This is a genomic window from Allobosea sp. 2KB_26, assembly GCF_052115715.1.
Taxonomy (GTDB): domain Bacteria; phylum Pseudomonadota; class Alphaproteobacteria; order Rhizobiales; family Beijerinckiaceae; genus Allobosea.
Map to the genome: position 1 here is coordinate 418,105 of NZ_JBFRHE010000001.1, position 15,529 is coordinate 433,633.

Annotated in this window: 13 protein-coding genes and 1 tRNA gene; 5 read left to right on the plus strand and 9 right to left on the minus strand. The window is 63.4% G+C overall.

Going from position 1 to position 15,529, the window contains the following annotated elements; all coding sequences use genetic code 11:
- Positions 1 to 92: 92 nt before the first annotated feature.
- The 4 genes from AB4099_RS02025 to AB4099_RS02040 form a co-directional block, all read right to left on the minus strand.
- Positions 93 to 168 (minus strand) — tRNA-Ile (locus AB4099_RS02025).
- Positions 169 to 289: 121 nt separating this feature from the next.
- Positions 290 to 2,695 carry a methyl-accepting chemotaxis protein gene (locus AB4099_RS02030; protein ID WP_113513925.1) on the minus strand — a complete coding sequence of 802 codons (2,406 nt, stop codon included), beginning with the start codon at positions 2,693 to 2,695 and terminating at the stop codon, positions 290 to 292.
- 277 nt (positions 2,696 to 2,972) lie between these two features.
- A complete protein-coding gene (locus AB4099_RS02035) occupies positions 2,973 to 4,112 on the minus strand; it encodes a pilus assembly protein TadG-related protein (RefSeq protein WP_441476854.1) in 1,140 nt (379 codons plus the stop codon).
- Positions 4,113 to 4,335: 223 nt separating this feature from the next.
- Positions 4,336 to 4,746, minus strand: coding sequence for an acyl-CoA thioesterase (locus tag AB4099_RS02040; protein WP_113513929.1), 411 nt, complete (start codon positions 4,744 to 4,746; stop codon positions 4,336 to 4,338).
- A gap of 256 nt (positions 4,747 to 5,002) precedes the next feature.
- Between AB4099_RS02040 and AB4099_RS02045 the strand changes: the two genes are divergently transcribed.
- Positions 5,003 to 5,425: a VOC family protein gene (locus AB4099_RS02045; protein WP_441476855.1), complete on the plus strand. Its 423-nt coding sequence runs from the start codon at positions 5,003 to 5,005 to the stop codon at positions 5,423 to 5,425.
- Here the strand turns inward: AB4099_RS02045 and AB4099_RS02050 are convergent, their stop codons facing one another.
- From AB4099_RS02050 to AB4099_RS02060, 3 genes are all read right to left on the minus strand, one after another.
- Positions 5,426 to 6,649, minus strand: a complete 1,224-nt coding sequence (locus AB4099_RS02050) for an MFS transporter (protein ID WP_441476856.1) — start codon at positions 6,647 to 6,649, stop codon at positions 5,426 to 5,428.
- 204 nt (positions 6,650 to 6,853) lie between these two features.
- Positions 6,854 to 8,236 carry an aldehyde dehydrogenase family protein gene (locus tag AB4099_RS02055; protein WP_441476857.1) on the minus strand — a complete coding sequence of 461 codons (1,383 nt, stop codon included), beginning with the start codon at positions 8,234 to 8,236 and terminating at the stop codon, positions 6,854 to 6,856.
- Positions 8,237 to 8,249: 13 nt separating this feature from the next.
- A complete protein-coding gene (locus tag AB4099_RS02060) occupies positions 8,250 to 9,905 on the minus strand; it encodes an acetolactate synthase large subunit (protein WP_441476858.1) in 1,656 nt (551 codons plus the stop codon).
- Positions 9,906 to 10,292: 387 nt separating this feature from the next.
- Between AB4099_RS02060 and AB4099_RS02065 the strand changes: the two genes are divergently transcribed.
- Positions 10,293 to 11,369: a 2-dehydropantoate 2-reductase gene (locus AB4099_RS02065; RefSeq protein ID WP_441476859.1), complete on the plus strand. Its 1,077-nt coding sequence runs from the start codon at positions 10,293 to 10,295 to the stop codon at positions 11,367 to 11,369.
- Positions 11,370 to 11,420: 51 nt separating this feature from the next.
- Here the strand turns inward: AB4099_RS02065 and AB4099_RS02070 are convergent, their stop codons facing one another.
- Together AB4099_RS02070 and AB4099_RS02075 are read right to left on the minus strand one after the other, a co-directional pair.
- Entirely contained in the window at positions 11,421 to 13,103 is a 1,683-nt protein-coding gene (locus AB4099_RS02070) for a putative bifunctional diguanylate cyclase/phosphodiesterase (protein WP_441476860.1), read from the minus strand.
- A 388-nt stretch (positions 13,104 to 13,491) separates the two neighbouring features.
- Positions 13,492 to 13,779 (minus strand): HlyU family transcriptional regulator, encoded by a 288-nt coding sequence (locus AB4099_RS02075; RefSeq protein ID WP_113513943.1) that lies wholly within the window; start codon positions 13,777 to 13,779, stop codon positions 13,492 to 13,494.
- Between the two features lie 212 nt (positions 13,780 to 13,991).
- On the opposite strand from AB4099_RS02075, the gene AB4099_RS02080 reads away from it, so the two are divergent.
- The 3 genes from AB4099_RS02080 (at position 13,992) to AB4099_RS02090 (ending at position 15,407) form a co-directional block, all read left to right on the plus strand.
- Positions 13,992 to 14,363, plus strand: a complete 372-nt coding sequence (locus AB4099_RS02080; RefSeq protein WP_441476861.1) for a hypothetical protein — start codon at positions 13,992 to 13,994, stop codon at positions 14,361 to 14,363.
- A gap of 2 nt (positions 14,364 to 14,365) precedes the next feature.
- Positions 14,366 to 14,911: a TetR/AcrR family transcriptional regulator gene (locus tag AB4099_RS02085; RefSeq protein WP_441476862.1), complete on the plus strand. Its 546-nt coding sequence runs from the start codon at positions 14,366 to 14,368 to the stop codon at positions 14,909 to 14,911.
- 178 nt (positions 14,912 to 15,089) lie between these two features.
- Positions 15,090 to 15,407 carry a hypothetical protein gene (locus AB4099_RS02090; RefSeq protein ID WP_441476863.1) on the plus strand — a complete coding sequence of 106 codons (318 nt, stop codon included), beginning with the start codon at positions 15,090 to 15,092 and terminating at the stop codon, positions 15,405 to 15,407.
- Positions 15,408 to 15,529: the final 122 nt, after the last annotated feature.

Sequence of the window (15,529 nt, forward strand, 5' to 3'; positions counted from 1 at the left end):
TTGCCGGGTTGCAACCCAAGAAAGCCAATACCGAGAAGGCCCAGCTAAACCATATCCCCGGCCACGGCGTGGTTCGAAACTCTGTTCGGGGTTGGTGGGCCGGGCCGGATTCGAACCGGCACCGGCGCTGTTATGAGCAGCGAGCTCTAACCGTTGAGCTACCGGCCCACTCTTCGCCTAACACCCTCGCCTTCTGTCCCGCAAGACCCCAGCGCAGCCCGCAAACTGAAACAGCCCCGCTGCGTCTCGCGAGCGGGGCCGTTGCCAGGGTAGATGAAGGGTGAATCGCTCAGGCCGCCCGGGCGACCGACATCCCGCCGTGCCCGGCGACGTGCCCCTCGCGGAACTGGAAGCGCCCGATATGCTCGGTCAGCGCGCGGGTCTGCTCATCCGTCAGAGCGAGCGCAGCGTTCGTCTCCTCGACCAGCGCAGCATTCTGATGCGCCATCGTTCCGATGCCGTCGATCTCGTTGTTGATGGCGGAAACGTCGCTTGCCTGGCTCCGCGCCGTTTGCGAGATGCCGTTCATCAGTCCGGAGAGATCGTTGACCGAAGACACGATGCTCTCGAACATCGCCGAGGTCTCCTCGACGAGGCCGACACCGACCGCGACATCGCCATGTGCGGCCTCGACCAGACGCTTGACGTCGTTCGAGGCATCCGCCGAACGCTTGGCGAGACTGCGCACCTCAGCCGCGACCACCGCGAAACCGCGGCCGCTATCGCCGGCGCGCGCGGCCTCCACTGCCGCATTGAGCGCCAGCAGGTTGGTCTGGAAAGCGATCTCGTCGATCATCGAGATGACCTCCGAGATCTTGTCGGACGAGGCGCGGATGCGACGCATCGCGTCCAATGCCGAGGCGACGACTTTTTCGCCCTGCTGGGCACGCTGCTCGGCACTCTCGGCCATGCCCATGGCCTGCGAGGCTTCGTCAGCCGTCTTCTTCACGGTGCCCGCGAAGGCGCCGAGCTGATTGGTCGCCATCGAGACAGCGTTGCTTTCCTCCGTCGTACGCTCGGCGAGGTCGGTGACACCATCGAGAATCTCGCTGGTCGCACTGCGCACGGCCGAAACCGTATCCGAAAGACGCGCGAGCGTGCTTTCGAACTCTTCGGCGAGGCCGTTGGCGCCGTCCTTGAGCTCGGCGAAGGCGCCGTGATAGCTGCCCTCGACCCTGGTCGAGAGCTGGCCGGCCGACAGTTCAGCCAGCACTTCGCAGGTCTCCGAGAGCCCGGCCTGTACGGTTTCGAGCAGGGCGTTGACGGAACCGGCAAGCGCATTGAGTTCGGCATCAGCGAAGCTTGCCGAGACCCGGCGGCTGAAGTCGCCGGCGGCTGCGGCTTCGACCACCTGGCCGAAGGCTTCGCCCAACTCCTGCATCATCTCACGGCGGCGCTGCTGCGCCAGGGCCTCGTCCTCGATCTTCGCAGCTTCGGCGGCTCGCAGCGCCAAGGCGTTGTCGCGGAACAGCAGCACGCTGCGCGCAATGTCCGAGATCTCGTCATTGCCCTTCGTCTCGACCGTTGCGTCCAGCTTTCCGTCGGCAATGGCACGGGTCGCCGTCCACAGCTTGTTGAGACGGCCGACGATCATCGGACGGACATAGAAAAGCGAGAGCGCCAGCGCGACGAGCAGCGAGCCGAGACCGATTGCGCCGAGCCACCACTTGCTGTCCTCGATCAGGTTGCCGGTCGACGTGCCCGCCGAATGCGCCTCGTCACGGGCCGCCTTAACCAGCGTCTCGACCTCTCGGCGCACCACTTCAGCTGCACGGCTGAGATCCGACAGGCCGGCACGAATGGCCCCCTGAGTCACGATGTCGCGGTCGCGCACATCGAACAGGCCGCTGCTGCCTTCGGCAACGTTCAGGATCGCATTGACGGAGCGCACCCGCCCCTGGTTTGGTACGATCTTCTCAGCTTCGGCGAGGCCGGAGCGGACGAGCTTGGCAATCGCCTGGAAGCGTTCGCGCGCGGTTCCAAGCTGCGAGCTGTCGCTGATCTGGGCGATCTCGCGCAGGATGCCGCCGAGCTCGCTGACATCGGCCTGCAGGCTTCTGGCCAGGTCGAAGGCCGTGAAGTCGCGGCCGGCGAGGGATTTCAGCGCCGAGGTCAGCTCGTCGCCCGACAGATTGGCCGCATTCTCGATGCCATAGGCGAGATTGAACTTCGCCTCCTCGGCCTCGGTTCCGACGGCCCTGACGAAGTCCTCCCGGGCCTTGCCCAGGGTCTCGACCGCGATCTGCGCCTCGCTAGAGTTGCGCAACCGCTGCCCCGTCAGGTCGTTGAGATCGTTGATCTGCCGCGAGAGCTCATCGATCGCCTTCTGGGCCTTTGCCTTGTCCTGCCCGCGATCGGAGATCTTGCGCAGCAGCTCGAACTGCTTGGCTTCAATGAGATCGAGCTCCCCCGTCAGCTCGGACCGCTCCTTGGCATTCTGGACTTCGCTGAAGCGTGCGGCGAGTGCGGTGGATTTCGTCGCTGCCTGCGAGAGCTCGAGCGCCAGTTCGACCACCGGCATCTTGTTCTCGATCATGTCGTTGACCGTCTGGTTCACCCGGCCATAGGAAAACCAGGCGACCGCGGATGCGACGATCGTCAATACGGTCAGAATGCCGAGCGCGGCATAGATGCGCGCGGCAATGCCGACGCGCAGCGGCGTACGCTGCCGCGTGGGCTTCTTGACCTTCTTCATAGTCGTTCTCCGGAATGCATGCAGCGCGCGACGGCGGGGCCTCAGGAAGGAAACCGCGGCGCGGACAGCGGGGCTCGGTACGAGCCTCGTTGAACAGGCATGAGCAGTTCCCCAGCTCTCTTTAGGTCAGCCCTTAGAGTTAGGCTTCTTGAGCGCTAAGATCGGCGACATGCGCTTAAAAAACGCTTAAGTGAGCGCCCTGTTCTGAATCGCTCCACGCAGCGGGCGATTCAGCTTCCGTTAACCTCTGCGAAACGGTGGCTCGCGCCGATCCAACTCAGTGCGTCAGCGTCGGTATCTTTGTCTTGGTAGCGATGGCTTCGGCAAGTTTCTTGACGAGCTGCGTATTGCCTTCGGTCAGCGTGCCTCCCTGAAAAAAACCGGCCCACTTCCTCACCGGCAACCAGTTTGTCGTGCCTGAATCGCCGAAGAAGACCAGCATCCTGTTTTCCTGATCCATCTTGACGCTGGAACTCCATTTGTAATTAAGGCCCGGGGCAGCGGGCGGCGTGCCGGTCCAGGTCCGTGGCATGATATCAGCGGCTGGATAATCGGGATTCTTCAGGGATTGGCCGTGAGATGGCTGATGTGCGTCAGCGTCGGTCCAGACGGCAATGACGTTGAACGACGCCGTGATCACCTGGCCTGCGCTCGCTCCGCCAACCACGGCCGCGCCCTTCTTGATCCAGGTTGAATTCATGCCCTCGTTGACGCATTCAAGGCCTGATTCAGGCAAGTCGCCACCACCGCTGGCCTTTTCGGGCGAGACGAAGTTCGAAAAGAGCGTCGCTTGATCGGGCAGCCTCCAGAACTCGCCAATTTCCATGGGAGGCCGGTCGCCATAGTCCCGAGGGTCTTTCTTGGTGCCGCTATTGCCCCCGAAATCACGGTAGAAGACGGGCTTTACCCGCATCGACTCGAAGGGGTCGATCTTCTTCGCCTTCAGCTCGTCGTTCAGATTCTTCTCGAAGTTCAGGGCAGCGTTCTTCACCGCGTTGAGCGTGTTCTGCATGGAGCCGGTCGCGTCGATGCACATCACCAGATCGAGATGGCGCACCTGCGGCTTTGCAATGAGTGCCTTCGCCGTGGTCGCGACCGTGGTCGTGGATCCTCCGATGAAGTTGCCGAACATCGTCTTGACGTTCGCGCTCGCATCCCCCTTCACCGCCGCCGCCCCGTCGACGATGGCAAAGCTCGAGATGACGGCCGTGCCGGGAAAGCCGGGCGGCAGGGCTGCCGTCAGGTAGCGGTTTGCGGCGGCAATCCGCTCGCTATCGCTTTCGTTCAGCTTGGCCGCGGCCAGAACCGCCGAGTCGAGTGCGCTTTGCAGGTCGATGCGGGCATTCTGGGCCTGCGAGGTATCGACGAGAACGCCGATGAGCGCGATCAGGGGTACCAGCAGGATCGCGAAGATCATGGCAACGGCACCGCGATCGTCTCCGCGAAGTTGGGACGACAAAACGCTCAGTTTGCGGAGACGAAGAACGACCGAGCGATGCATGGCGATGGTTGTCCAATGGAGTTTGCCCCTTGGAAAGAACCATCTGGCCCTGTCACAATCGTTAATGCGTTTCTTCAACCTCTCGGCGCAGTGAAAAATCCTTTAGCGAGATCGCAGAAATCCAGCAGCGATCTCTCATTCAAGCGCTGGGAAGCGGCGGCACCGGCCGCGGACGGCCCTCCTCGTCGATCGCAACGAAGGTGAAGGTCGCATCCGTCACCTTCTCATGCAGGGTGGTCCGGAAGCGCTTCGCCCAGGCCTCGACATGGATCTTCATCGAGGTCCGGCCGACGGATTCGACGTGAGTATAGACGCTGAGGACATCGCCGACCTTGACCGGACGAATAAAGGTCATGGCTTCGACCGCGATCGTCACCACCCTGCCCTGCGCCCGATCGACACCGGCGATTCCGCCGGCCGAATCCATCCGAGACATCACCCAACCGCCGAAGATGTCGCCATTGGCATTGGTATCGGCCGGCATGGCGATGGTGCGAACCGTCAAATCGCCCAACGGCTCCTCGTCCGGCTTCAGGCCCGGCTCAATCATCTCTGCTCCTTCCCTCTCCGACATCCAGGGAATGGAGCACACGATGCAGCACTGACGCCAGTACGAAGCCTGTGGCAATCCCCACGAACAGCCCTGAGACGATTGCGCAGGACCCAGCGAAGATCTTTCGGACGTCACGCTTGAAAGTAGCGACCGGTCCGCTGCCGAAGAGGCTCGCTGCGGCACTGACTGTCCATGGATCGCAGAGACACCGGTCCTCGCCCCTGCGCTATGATCAGCCGCTCAGGAGGACGCCATGACAAGACCGCAGGCCATGATTTGCATCTCGCTGCGCTATGCCGATGCTCCGCGCATGTATGACTGGCTGATCGAGGCATTTGGCTTCGAGAAGCACGCCGCCTATTACTCGGACGACGGCAGGACCCTGCTCCATGGCGAGCTTCGCATGGGCGAGAGCTTCGTGATGCTCGGCTCAACGGACAACAATCCCTTCGGCAAGCTGGTCTCACGCCCGGCTGAGCTCGGCGGCACCACAGCCTCCCCCTATATCGCAACCGACGATATCGATGCCCGCTGCGAGCGCGCCCGCAAGGCCGGTGCCGACATCTGCATGGAACCGACCGACCAGCCCTATGGCAGCCGTGACTTCATCTGCAAGGATCCGGAGGGCCACGTGTGGTGCTTCGGCACCTATCGGCCGGGACCGATGGCGGGGTGATCAGGCTGCCTGCAGCCGTGGCCTTGCCCGCAGCATCAGCCAGGAGACCACGGCAAGATTGATCAGGTTCCAGGCCAGCCCGTTCAGGAAGGCCACCCTGTAGGAGGCAAAGAGGTCGTAGATCAATCCGGAGATATAGCCGCCGAAGGCCATGCCGAGAATGGTCGCCGACATCACGATACCGATCCGCACTCCCGCCTCCTTCGCTGGCAGGTACTCGCGGATGATCACCGCATACATCGGCACGATCCCGCCTTGGAACAGCCCAAAGATGCCGGTGACGATGTAGAGCGAGGTCAGCCCGTCGAAGAAGAGATAGAGGAAGAGCGCAACACCCTGCATCACCGAGCCAAGTGCCAGGGTTGCCGCTCCGCCGATCCGGTCGGAGACAAAACCGGAACCGATACGGCTGATGATGCCGAGCAGCAGCATCAGCGAAAGCATCTCGGCGCCACGCGCGACGCCGTAACCAAGGTCGCCGCAATAGGCGACGATATGGACCTGCGGCATCGACATCGCGACGCAGCAGGCGAAGCCGGCGACCGAAAGCAGCAATTGCAGCTGGTTCGCGGAAAGACCGAGATCGCCGCGAGCACCGGCACTCGAAGCCTCGGCCGCTGCCAGCGTTTCGGCGGCCGGGCGCCTGCGGAAGAACAGGGAAAGCGGCACAAGCACAACCAGCGCCGTCAGGCCGATGCCGATATGCGTGGCGCGCCAGCCATGGTTCTGCAATCCCCAGGTGATCACCTGGGGCCAGATCACGCCCGCGAGATAGCTGCCGGATGCGCCGAAGACCACGGCGAGCCCGCGATGCTTGCGGAACCAGTGCGAGAGATCGGCGATCAGAGGCGAGAACCCCGCAGCGCCGCCGATCCCGATCAGCAGGCCGTGGGCGAGCGCGAATTGCCAGAGCGTGCCGGCGAGACCCGCGAGCACATAGCCCGCACCGAGGAAGACCCCACCCATCACGATCGGAACGACGATGCCGTAACGATCGGCGATCCGGCCCATCAGGATATTGCCGAAGCCGAAACCGAGCATGACGGCGGTATAGGGCAGCGAAGCGCCCGCCCGCGCCGTGCCGAACTCAGCCTGAACGGAGGGAAGCACGACGACCACCGACCAGGTGCCGACGCAGGCGACGGTGCCGACGAGCAGCGCCATCGCCAGCCGCAGCCAGGCATAGGAGGAATCAGGCGCGTAGCGCTCGTGCTTGAGAGACATGTTTCCTCGCCGGCCGATTTCGGAGAACGGCTCTCTTATGACGCGGCGATGATTAGGCACCGCGAACCCCTGCGGCAAGCGCGCCGGCCGCAGTGGGGCACCGCGTCGGCAGCGCGACGCGGCAGTTCCGGCATGCCAAAGGCAGATGGCGCGCGGGGGGCTTAACCCTCAGCCTGCCAGACTTCGGTTCGTCCCTGGATCAGGCTACGGACGCCGCATCATGATCATCTTCTCCTGCGCCATCTCACGCATGGTGAAGGGAATGCCGCCAATGCCGTAGCCGGATTCGCGCCGGCCCGCGAAGGGCATCCAGTCGGTCCGAAATGCGGTGGGATCGTTGATCATCACCGCGGAGGCATCGAGACGGTCTGCAGCCCGCATCGCGACATCGATATCCTGCGCGAAGACGCTGGCCTGGAACGCGACCGGGAGCGAATTCGCCTGCGCGATCGCGTCGTCGAGCCGCCGATAGCGATAGACGCAAGTCACGGGCCCGAAGACCTCTTCGCGCGAGACCTTTGCCTCTGCGGATGGGTCAAGCAGCACGGTTGGCTGCAGGGTCGTTTCCGAGATGCGGCCGCCGCCAACCGCGAGCTTCGCCCCACCGCTCACGGCCTCCTCGACCCATGAGGCGATCCGGTCGGCCTCGCGGGGATGGATCAGCGGTCCGACCTCGGTATCGGCAAGCGTCGGATCTCCAACACGCAGTTTCGCGACACGCGCGACCAAGCGTTCCGTGAACGCCGCGGCGATCTCCTCATGCACGAAGATGCGCTGCGTCGACACGCAGACCTGTCCTGCATGATAGTAGCCGCCCTTAACGACCGGCTCGATGATCCGGTCGAGATCGGCGCTGCGATCGACGATCGCGGGTGCCGCGCCGCCATGCTCCAGCGCCGAGCGTGCACCATGGGCGAGCTTGCTGTGCAGATACCAGCCGACCTTCGCCGAGCCGATGAAGCTCAGGAAGCCGATGCGGCGGTCTGTCGCAAGTTTCTCGGCGAGCGTGTTGCTTTCCGGAATGAAGCTCTGGCACCAGGGCTCAGGCAAGCCGGCTTCGTGAACGAGAGCCACGAAATCACGGCAGGAAAGCGGCGTCGGGCCTGCCGGTTTGATGATCACCGGGCAGCCAACAGCGATCGCCGGAGCGACCTGATGCACGATCAGGTTCAGCGGATGGTTGAAGGCCGAGATCGCAGCGACGATCCCGATCGGCTCCTTGGTGGTGAAGGCCCAGCGGCCCGCTCCCGCCGCCGAGAGGCCCATCGGAATCTCGCGCCCAGCAAAATTCCGCAGCTCGTCGGCAGCATTGTGCACGCCGTCGATTGCGCGGGTGGTTTCGACGATGGCGTCCGGCAGCGGCTTGCCGCCCTCGCGCGCGATCTGCTTGGCAAAGTGATCGCGTCGGGCGTCCATGAGACCGGCCAGTCGCCGCAGAATGGCGATGCGCTCATAGGGCTTCAGCCAGCCATCCCGATCCCGGAACACGCGTTCGGCCGCCTGCAGCTTGGCTTCAAGCGCGGCAGCGTCATCGGTCTCGATCTCAGTGATAGGAGCGCGGTCAAAGGCTTGAACAACCTGCAGCATCGTCCCTCTCCGGTCAGGCCAGCTCGATATCAGGCGTGCGGTTGCGCAACTCATCCACCAGAACGCGCGTGTTCTCGGAATAGTCGATCGGCACCTCGACGAGATGAACGCCGCCACCCACGAACGCTGCTTCCAGCGTCGGAGCGAGGTCCTCCGCCGCGGCGACGCGCGAACCCTTGGCGCCATAGGCCTCGGCGTAACGGACGAAATCCGGATTGCCGAAGGTCAGACCGAAATCCGGGAAATTATCGACCGCCTGCTTCCAGCGGATCATGCCGTAGGCATTGTCGTTCAGGATGACGACAACGAGATTGAGGCCGAGCCGGACGGCGGTTTCCATCTCCTGCGAATTCATCATGAAGCCGCCATCGCCGCAGACGGCCATGACGCGGCGCTCGGGATACAGCATCGCCGCCATCATCGCCGAGGGCAGCCCTGCCCCCATCGTGGCGAGCGCATTGTCGAGCAGCAGCGTGTTGGCCACATGGGTGCGGTAGTTTCGGGCGAACCAGATCTTGTACATGCCGTTGTCGAGGCAGACGATGCCATCCTCGGGCATCACCTGGCGTACGTCATGGACGATGCGCTGGGGCGTGATCGGAAAGCGATCCTCGTCGGCACGGTCGTTGATCCGCGCCAGGATCCTTTGGCGCAGGTCGAGCAGCGACACATCGGGTTCGAGCTTGCCGCCGAGCCGTTCGGCGAGCTGCGTCACGGTCGCGCCGATATCGCCGATAACCTCGGCGTCAGGGTGGTAGACCTGCTCCACATTGGCGGACTGATAGCCGATATGGATCACCCTTGGGCCGCCGGCGCTCTGCATCAGGAAGGGCGGCTTCTCGACCGTATCGTGCCCGATCGAGATGATCAGGTCGGCCCGATTCACGGCTTCATGGACATAGTCGCGTTCAGAGAGGGCCGCGGTCCCCATATAGAGGTTCGAGCCGCCGGTGACCGCGCCCTTGCCCATCTGTGTGTTGAAGAACGGCAGCCGTGTGCGCCGTACGAAGGCCGAGAGCGCCTCGACAAGACGCGGCCGGTTGCCGGCAGCGCCGATCATGACCAGTGGCCTCTTTGCCGCCAGGATCATCTCCGCTGCGCGGTCGAGCGCCACGGTCTGGGCAACCGGCTGCTCGAGCGGATGAACCGGGATCACGGGGATGTCGTCGATCTCCTCGGCAGCGACATCCTCGGGCAGCTCGAGATGCACCGGCCCCGGCCGTTCCTCCATCGCAACGCGGAAGGCGTCGCGTACAGCAGCCGGAATGCTGGCGGCGCTTACGATCTGCCGTGTCATCTTGGTCAGCGGCTTCATCGAGGCGACGACATCGACGATCTGGAAACGCGCCTGCTTGGCGGTCATGATCGCCTTCTGGCCGGTGATCATGATCATCGGCATGGCGCCGAGATGGGCATAGGCCGCGCCCGTGGAAAAATTCAGGGCGCCCGGTCCGAGCGTCGCGATGCAGACCCCCGGTCGGCCCGTCAGCCGCCCATGCGTCGCTGCCATGAAGGCTGCAGCCTGCTCATGCCGCGTCAGGACGAGCTTGATGCCGGAATTGCGGAGGGACTCGACGACATCGAGATTCTCCTCGCCCGGCACGCCGAAGATGCAGTCGACGCCCTCATTCTCGAGCGCCGCTACCAGGAGATCGGACCCCTTCTTCATCACTCGCTGCCTTTCACAAGAGCACTGCCTCGGGCGCTGAGGCTAGAGCGCCGCAGCACGAAGGGAAAGCGTCATCGGTGACGATCGTCTTATGCCGCTCACCTGGACCCCGAAGGGCGCAAGGACATCAGCGCGACCTTCCTTCAGCTCCTCCCTATCGTACACCTTCGGCCAGGGCCTCAGCCTCTCTCAATACGGAGCCAAGTTACGACTGGATCGCCGGCAATGGACGGCTCCCGTCAATGTCGGCGTCGGCCACGTATTCAAGGTCGGCAACCAGGCGGTGACCGCCGGACTTGGCGTCCAGTATTGTGCAGTCAGACCAACCGAAAGGCCGTACTGGGGCGTGGGGGCCACGTTGATCTTCCTCCTCCAGGAGAAATTGGAGTGGCGCGCGCGGGCGTCCGGCTTGCTGAGGATCCAGCCGTTCGGCATCCGTACCCGATGGCGGGGATCTGCATCTACGGTGCCGGTTCGGTCGGCTGCTATATCGGCGGGCGGCTGCTCGCGGCCGGCGCCGATGTCAGATTCGTCGGGCGTGAGCGCATCGCCTCCGACATTCGCGGGCATGGCCTAGCACTGTCGCATTACCAGGGTGGCCACTGGCGGCTCCCGCCCTCGGCCATCGATTTCTCGACCAATGCCGAGGTTGCGAAGAGGGCCGGACTGGTCCTGGTGACCGTGAAGTCGGCTGCCACACGTACTGTGGCTCTCGAACTGGCAAAAGTTCTCCCGCCCGGGACCGTCGTCATCAGCTTCCAGAACGGCTTTGGCCATGCGGACCGGCTGCATACGGCCTTGCCAGGGCGAACCGTGCTACAGGGCATGGTCCCGTTCAATGTGGTGACGTTGGGGCCAGGCATCTTCCATCAGGCGTCGCAAGGCGCACTCGCTGTCGAGGTGCATGTGGAGCTTGCTCCCCATCTCGCAGCCTTCGCATCCTCCGGGCTGCCGCTCAGCCAGTACCGCGACATCGTGCCGGTTCAATGGGCAAAGCTGCTGTTCAACCTCAACAATGCGATCAACGCGCTCGCCAACATCCCTCTGAAGGAAGAACTGTCACAACGCGCCTACCGGCGTTGCCTTGCGCTGGCACAAGCGGAGGCACTCGCCCTGCTCGAACGCTCAGGCATTCGTCCGGCCCGGCTGACGCCATTGCCAGCCAGCTGGCTTGCCCGGCTGCTCGATGCGCCTGACTGGCTGTTTGCAAGGCTGGCGAGCAAGATGCTGATGATCGACCCGGTCGCGCGCTCCTCGATGGCGGATGATCTTGCAGCCGGGCGCCCGACCGAGATCGACTGGATCAATGGCGAGGTGCTGCGCTTAGCGGAGCAGCACGGAACACGCGCGCCAGTGAACGAGCGGCTGCATGCATTGGTGCATGCGGCCGAGAGCGGCACCACGCGCCGACATTGGTCCGGAGAATCCCTGCTCGCGGAACTGCTGCAGGCGGCAGGCGCGTAGGAGCAGCGGATGCCTCGGCAATAGCTGGTCGGAATGAACGTGCGCCGCCGCTCAGGCGCTACCGGTCAGCGGGGCATAGGCTGCGGCATCCAGTGGCCGGCCGAGCAAATAGCCCTGCGTCGAGTCACAACCCTCGCAGATCAGGAAGTCGAGCTGTTCGGGTGTTTCGACGCCTTCCGCCACCACCTCGATGCCCAGCGCATGCCCAAGCTGGATGATGGCGCGGGTGATCGCAACGGCTTCGAGCGTGACGCCGAGCGTTGCGACGAAGCTGCGATCGATCTTCAGAGTCGTCAGAGGAAAGCGGTGAAGATAGGACAGCGACGAATAGCCGGTGCCGAAATCATCGAGAGCGATCCGCACGCCAAGTGCGCGCAGGCGCGACAGGGTTGCCATGGCGCGGTCGGCATCGGTGACCATCACCCCTTCGGTAATCTCGAGTTCCAGCCGCTCCGGATCGAGGCCGGTCTCCCTCAGCACCTCCTCCACGAGGCCGGGCAACGCGTCAGCCGCGAATTCGAGCGGCGAGATGTTGACGGAGATCCTGAGAGGCTCTTTCCAGCGCACCGCTTCGCGGCAGGCCGCGCGAAGGACGTGAGCCCCAAGCGCGGCGATAAGCCCGCCCTCCTCCGCTGCTGGGATGAACAAGGACGGCGAGACGACGCCGCGTGAAGGGTGGCGCCAGCGTGCCAATGCCTCGAACCCGACGACGCTGCCATCCGCCCGGAACTGCGGCTGATAATGCAACAGGATCGCCCCGGTCTCGATGGCCTGGCGCAGATGCGCGCGCAGATCGAGACGTTCGCGCTCGCGCTCCTGCTCGGCAAAGTCAAACATCCGGATGCGGCTGCGCCCTTCGGTCTTGGCGAGACGCAAGGCCGCATTCGCGGCGTCGAGCAATCCCGTTTCGCTGTCGCTGTCCTCGGGGAACCGGGCGCAGCCCACGCTGACGCTCACCGCATGACGCGCCGTTCCGTCGATGAAATCCGCTTCGAGCGCAAAGCGCACCTGCTCAGCCTGCAACAGACCATGCTCGCCACCAGGGGAGTGCCGCGACACCAGGACGAACTCGTCACTGCCCATTCGCGCCGCGAAGCCGCCCTCGATAGATCCCAGACGCCTGGCGAGTTCGATCAGGAGGCCGTCTCCAGTCGCCTGGCCATATTCATCATTGAAACACTTGAAGCGGTCGGGATCGATCCGCATCACCAGGAAGCTCTCGCCTTCATGCTTTGCGCGTTCCATGCGCTCGACCAGATACGAGCGAAGAGCGAAGCGGTTCGGAAGCCCCGTCAGTGCATCGTTGCGGGATAGATGGGCGATCTTCTTCTCGGCATGCTTTCGCTCGCTGATGTCGACGAGCAGATTGAAGCCCCCAACGAGCCTGCCGCTGCCATCGAAGAGCGGCGTCGGGAATGGCATGAAAGGGATGCAGCTCCCATCCGGCCGCTCGGCCTGCGCCTCGACGCCCCGGATGGCTCGCCCCTCGCGCAGCGCAATCGCCATCGGGCACTGATCATGCGGCAGATGTTGACCGTCCTTGGTCAGCAAGCGGTGCGTGATACACCAGAAATCTGCGCCAATTCGTGGTTCACGACCGGCGAATTCGGCAGCGGCGCGATTGAAGTAGGTCAGGCGCCCATCCGCATCCGTGACATAGACGGCAGCGGGAAGCTGATCGAGGACGCTCGCAAGCCAGGCGTTATCCGCAGCGCGAGAGCCTAGTAGCGGCATTGCAGCAACAAGGGGCGTGAGATCCGCGTCGCTCCCGGCGAAAGTCGCAAGCCCGGATATCACGGCGCCCGCTGCGTTTGCGCGTCATGATCAAGAGCGTCTGGGTCGGCAGCAGCCCGATGCATCGAGGAATCCGTGTCGCCTCATTCTGTGGTCACTGAGCGATGACAGCACGGAGATGCCAATAAAAGATTAAGCCTCCGATCAAATGAGAGGGAGAGAGCCCTACACAGAGAAATAATGAGAACGAAACATCTCAAACGACAAGATCATTACAATGAAATACATCGCATACTTGAAATATATACATAGTCTCGTAAGAAAAAATTGGATCAATATAAAAAGCGACGCAAAGTAAAACACAATAGCCGCCAGATTTCCGGAGTCTCTACCTAAAAATGGCATCTCCCTGCTCATCGATGAGTTGCTGCCCCTTCAACAAGGTAAAGTCGGCGGCCTCCGCCACACCGGGGAAACGATCGGCCCGTACGAAGCGATGCGTCTTCAGGTCACCATCGACGTCCTTCTCGATGACGCCGCAGAGCTGATACTGCCCGCCCTCCTGGTAGGGCGTGGCGTGAATCGTGAAGCCTCTGTGCTCCAAAGTCTTGAGCGGCCCAGGAGCCGGTTTCTCGGCCTTCTCACCAAGGCCGAACAGGGATTTCAGGAATGACATGCGGCCTCCATAGCGATCTCGATCTCTATAAGGCAGAAACTGCGAGAGCGGGAGCCGGCCTCGTGTATCTTCACACATATTGAGTGGCGCGAGTGCTCGGTGCTCGTCAACCATCATACAACTCCCCATCAAGCGTGTCCCTCTGCCTCCTTGCCACACACAGCGTTTAATACCATACTGTATGGTATTGAACGGACATCGAGAGCACCCGGATGAATGGTTGGTTCCTGGCCGCTGCCGCGATCGCAGTCTTGACCTGCGTGATCCATGTCTGGCTCGGTGGGCGCGAAGTTGCCCAGCCGCTCCTTGCCTCCGGCGGGTTGGGCAAAGTGCCCAAATTCACCAATTACTATTGCTGGCACCTGGTCACGATCGTGCTGGCGGGGCTCGCGCTCGCCTTCGGTCTCGTTGCCTGGCACGCAGGCAGCCGCGACCTTGGGGCGTTTGCGACAGGGTGCGCTGGGCTCTTCGCCCTCTGGAATCTAGCCATGATCCGGCGCTTCCGGCTGAGACCCACTCATTTCCCGCAATGGGCCCTGTTCCTTCCCATGGCCGCATGCGGCGCACTGGGCCTGTGGTGGTGAAGGTGGCCGCCCACCGTTTCTCGCAGAGGGATTGGCTCGACCTCGGCCTCGCGGCGCTTGCGGAAGCCGGCCCTGCCGGCGTGACCATCGAAGCGCTCTGCCGACGCGGCGGCAAGACCAAGGGCTCATTCTACGCGCATTTCGTGACGGGCGAGGCCTATCTCACCGCACTCGCGGAGCATTGGCGCGAGGCTTACACCCGCCGACTCGTCGAAGCCGCCGATACCGGCAAGCAACCAGACGCCAGGCTATCCCTCCTCGACCAGATGGCGCTGCGCCTCGACAGCCGCGTCGAGCAAGGTATGCGCCGGCTTGCCGCCAGCGACATCGCCGTGATGCGCGTCTGCACGCAGGTGGACCGCGAGCGCATCGCCTATCTCGCAGGATTGCACCGGGCCTCCGGACGCTTCGATGAGAAGAATGCGCTCGCTCTCGCCCGTCTCGAATACGCAGCCTTCGTCGGTTTCCAGCAGATCGACACCGGCGCCGGCGGCGCCGGCGCGGCCGAGAGTTACCAGTTGTTCCTCGGGCTGACCGGCAGGAGCTGACCACCTCATGGTGAAAGGCTGGACTCTGACCTCCCCGTTCAGTGATCCCTCCATCGACTATCGGCGTTTCTTGAAAGCAGACAGAGCGGATCCCACGTTTTAAGGGTTCAGGGCGACCGTCGCACCCCTAGACGCCAGGTTCTTCCTCTCGCGGGCGCCTCTGAATAGGGAGGCGGTCATGAGACGGATCAGGACGCTGTCGCCGCTGCTGCTCGCGCTCGCCACACTGAGTCACGCGGGTCCTGCGCAAGCACAGGCGCCGCGGGGGCCCCCTTGCGCAGCGCGAAGCGAAGTCGTCGACCATTTGCGCGACATTTACGGCGAACACCTTGTCGGCAACGGTCTCGCCGAGGGCGGCTATATCCTTGAGCTCTTTACGGGGCCGGCCGGCAGCTGGACCGTTTTTGCGACCACCCCCGAAGGCATGAGCTGCCTGATTTCGGCAGGCAACTCATGGGAGCCGCTGCCAAGGCCCGACATCTTCGCCGGTCGCTGAATCGGAAGAGGAATGTGGTGCTTGGCAGCAGGCTAGGCAGCGGTTAGAAAGCCGCATCGCTCCAGGGAGCGGTCAGCGTCTCACGTCAGGCAACGCATCCACCGCGGCGTTGCGCCGATGGA

What these genes read in the sequence shown, in the direction of transcription:
- AB4099_RS02050 (WP_441476856.1), bottom strand. Translation starts at nt 6,649, where the DNA reads ATGTCTCTCAAGCACGAGCGCTACGCGCCTGATTCCTCCTATGCCTGG.
- AB4099_RS02030 (WP_113513925.1), bottom strand. Translation starts at nt 2,695, where the DNA reads ATGAAGAAGGTCAAGAAGCCCACGCGGCAGCGTACGCCGCTGCGCGTC.
- AB4099_RS02035 (WP_441476854.1), bottom strand. Translation starts at nt 4,112, where the DNA reads ATGATCTTCGCGATCCTGCTGGTACCCCTGATCGCGCTCATCGGCGTT.
- AB4099_RS02055 (WP_441476857.1), bottom strand. Translation starts at nt 8,236, where the DNA reads ATGCTGCAGGTTGTTCAAGCCTTTGACCGCGCTCCTATCACTGAGATC.
- AB4099_RS02080 (WP_441476861.1), top strand. Translation starts at nt 13,992, where the DNA reads ATGAATGGTTGGTTCCTGGCCGCTGCCGCGATCGCAGTCTTGACCTGC.
- AB4099_RS02045 (WP_441476855.1), top strand. Translation starts at nt 5,003, where the DNA reads ATGACAAGACCGCAGGCCATGATTTGCATCTCGCTGCGCTATGCCGAT.
- AB4099_RS02070 (WP_441476860.1), bottom strand. Translation starts at nt 13,103, where the DNA reads ATGCCGCTACTAGGCTCTCGCGCTGCGGATAACGCCTGGCTTGCGAGC.
- AB4099_RS02060 (WP_441476858.1), bottom strand. Translation starts at nt 9,905, where the DNA reads ATGAAGAAGGGGTCCGATCTCCTGGTAGCGGCGCTCGAGAATGAGGGC.
- AB4099_RS02040 (WP_113513929.1), bottom strand. Translation starts at nt 4,746, where the DNA reads ATGATTGAGCCGGGCCTGAAGCCGGACGAGGAGCCGTTGGGCGATTTG.
- AB4099_RS02090 (WP_441476863.1), top strand. Translation starts at nt 15,090, where the DNA reads ATGAGACGGATCAGGACGCTGTCGCCGCTGCTGCTCGCGCTCGCCACA.
- AB4099_RS02075 (WP_113513943.1), bottom strand. Translation starts at nt 13,779, where the DNA reads ATGTCATTCCTGAAATCCCTGTTCGGCCTTGGTGAGAAGGCCGAGAAA.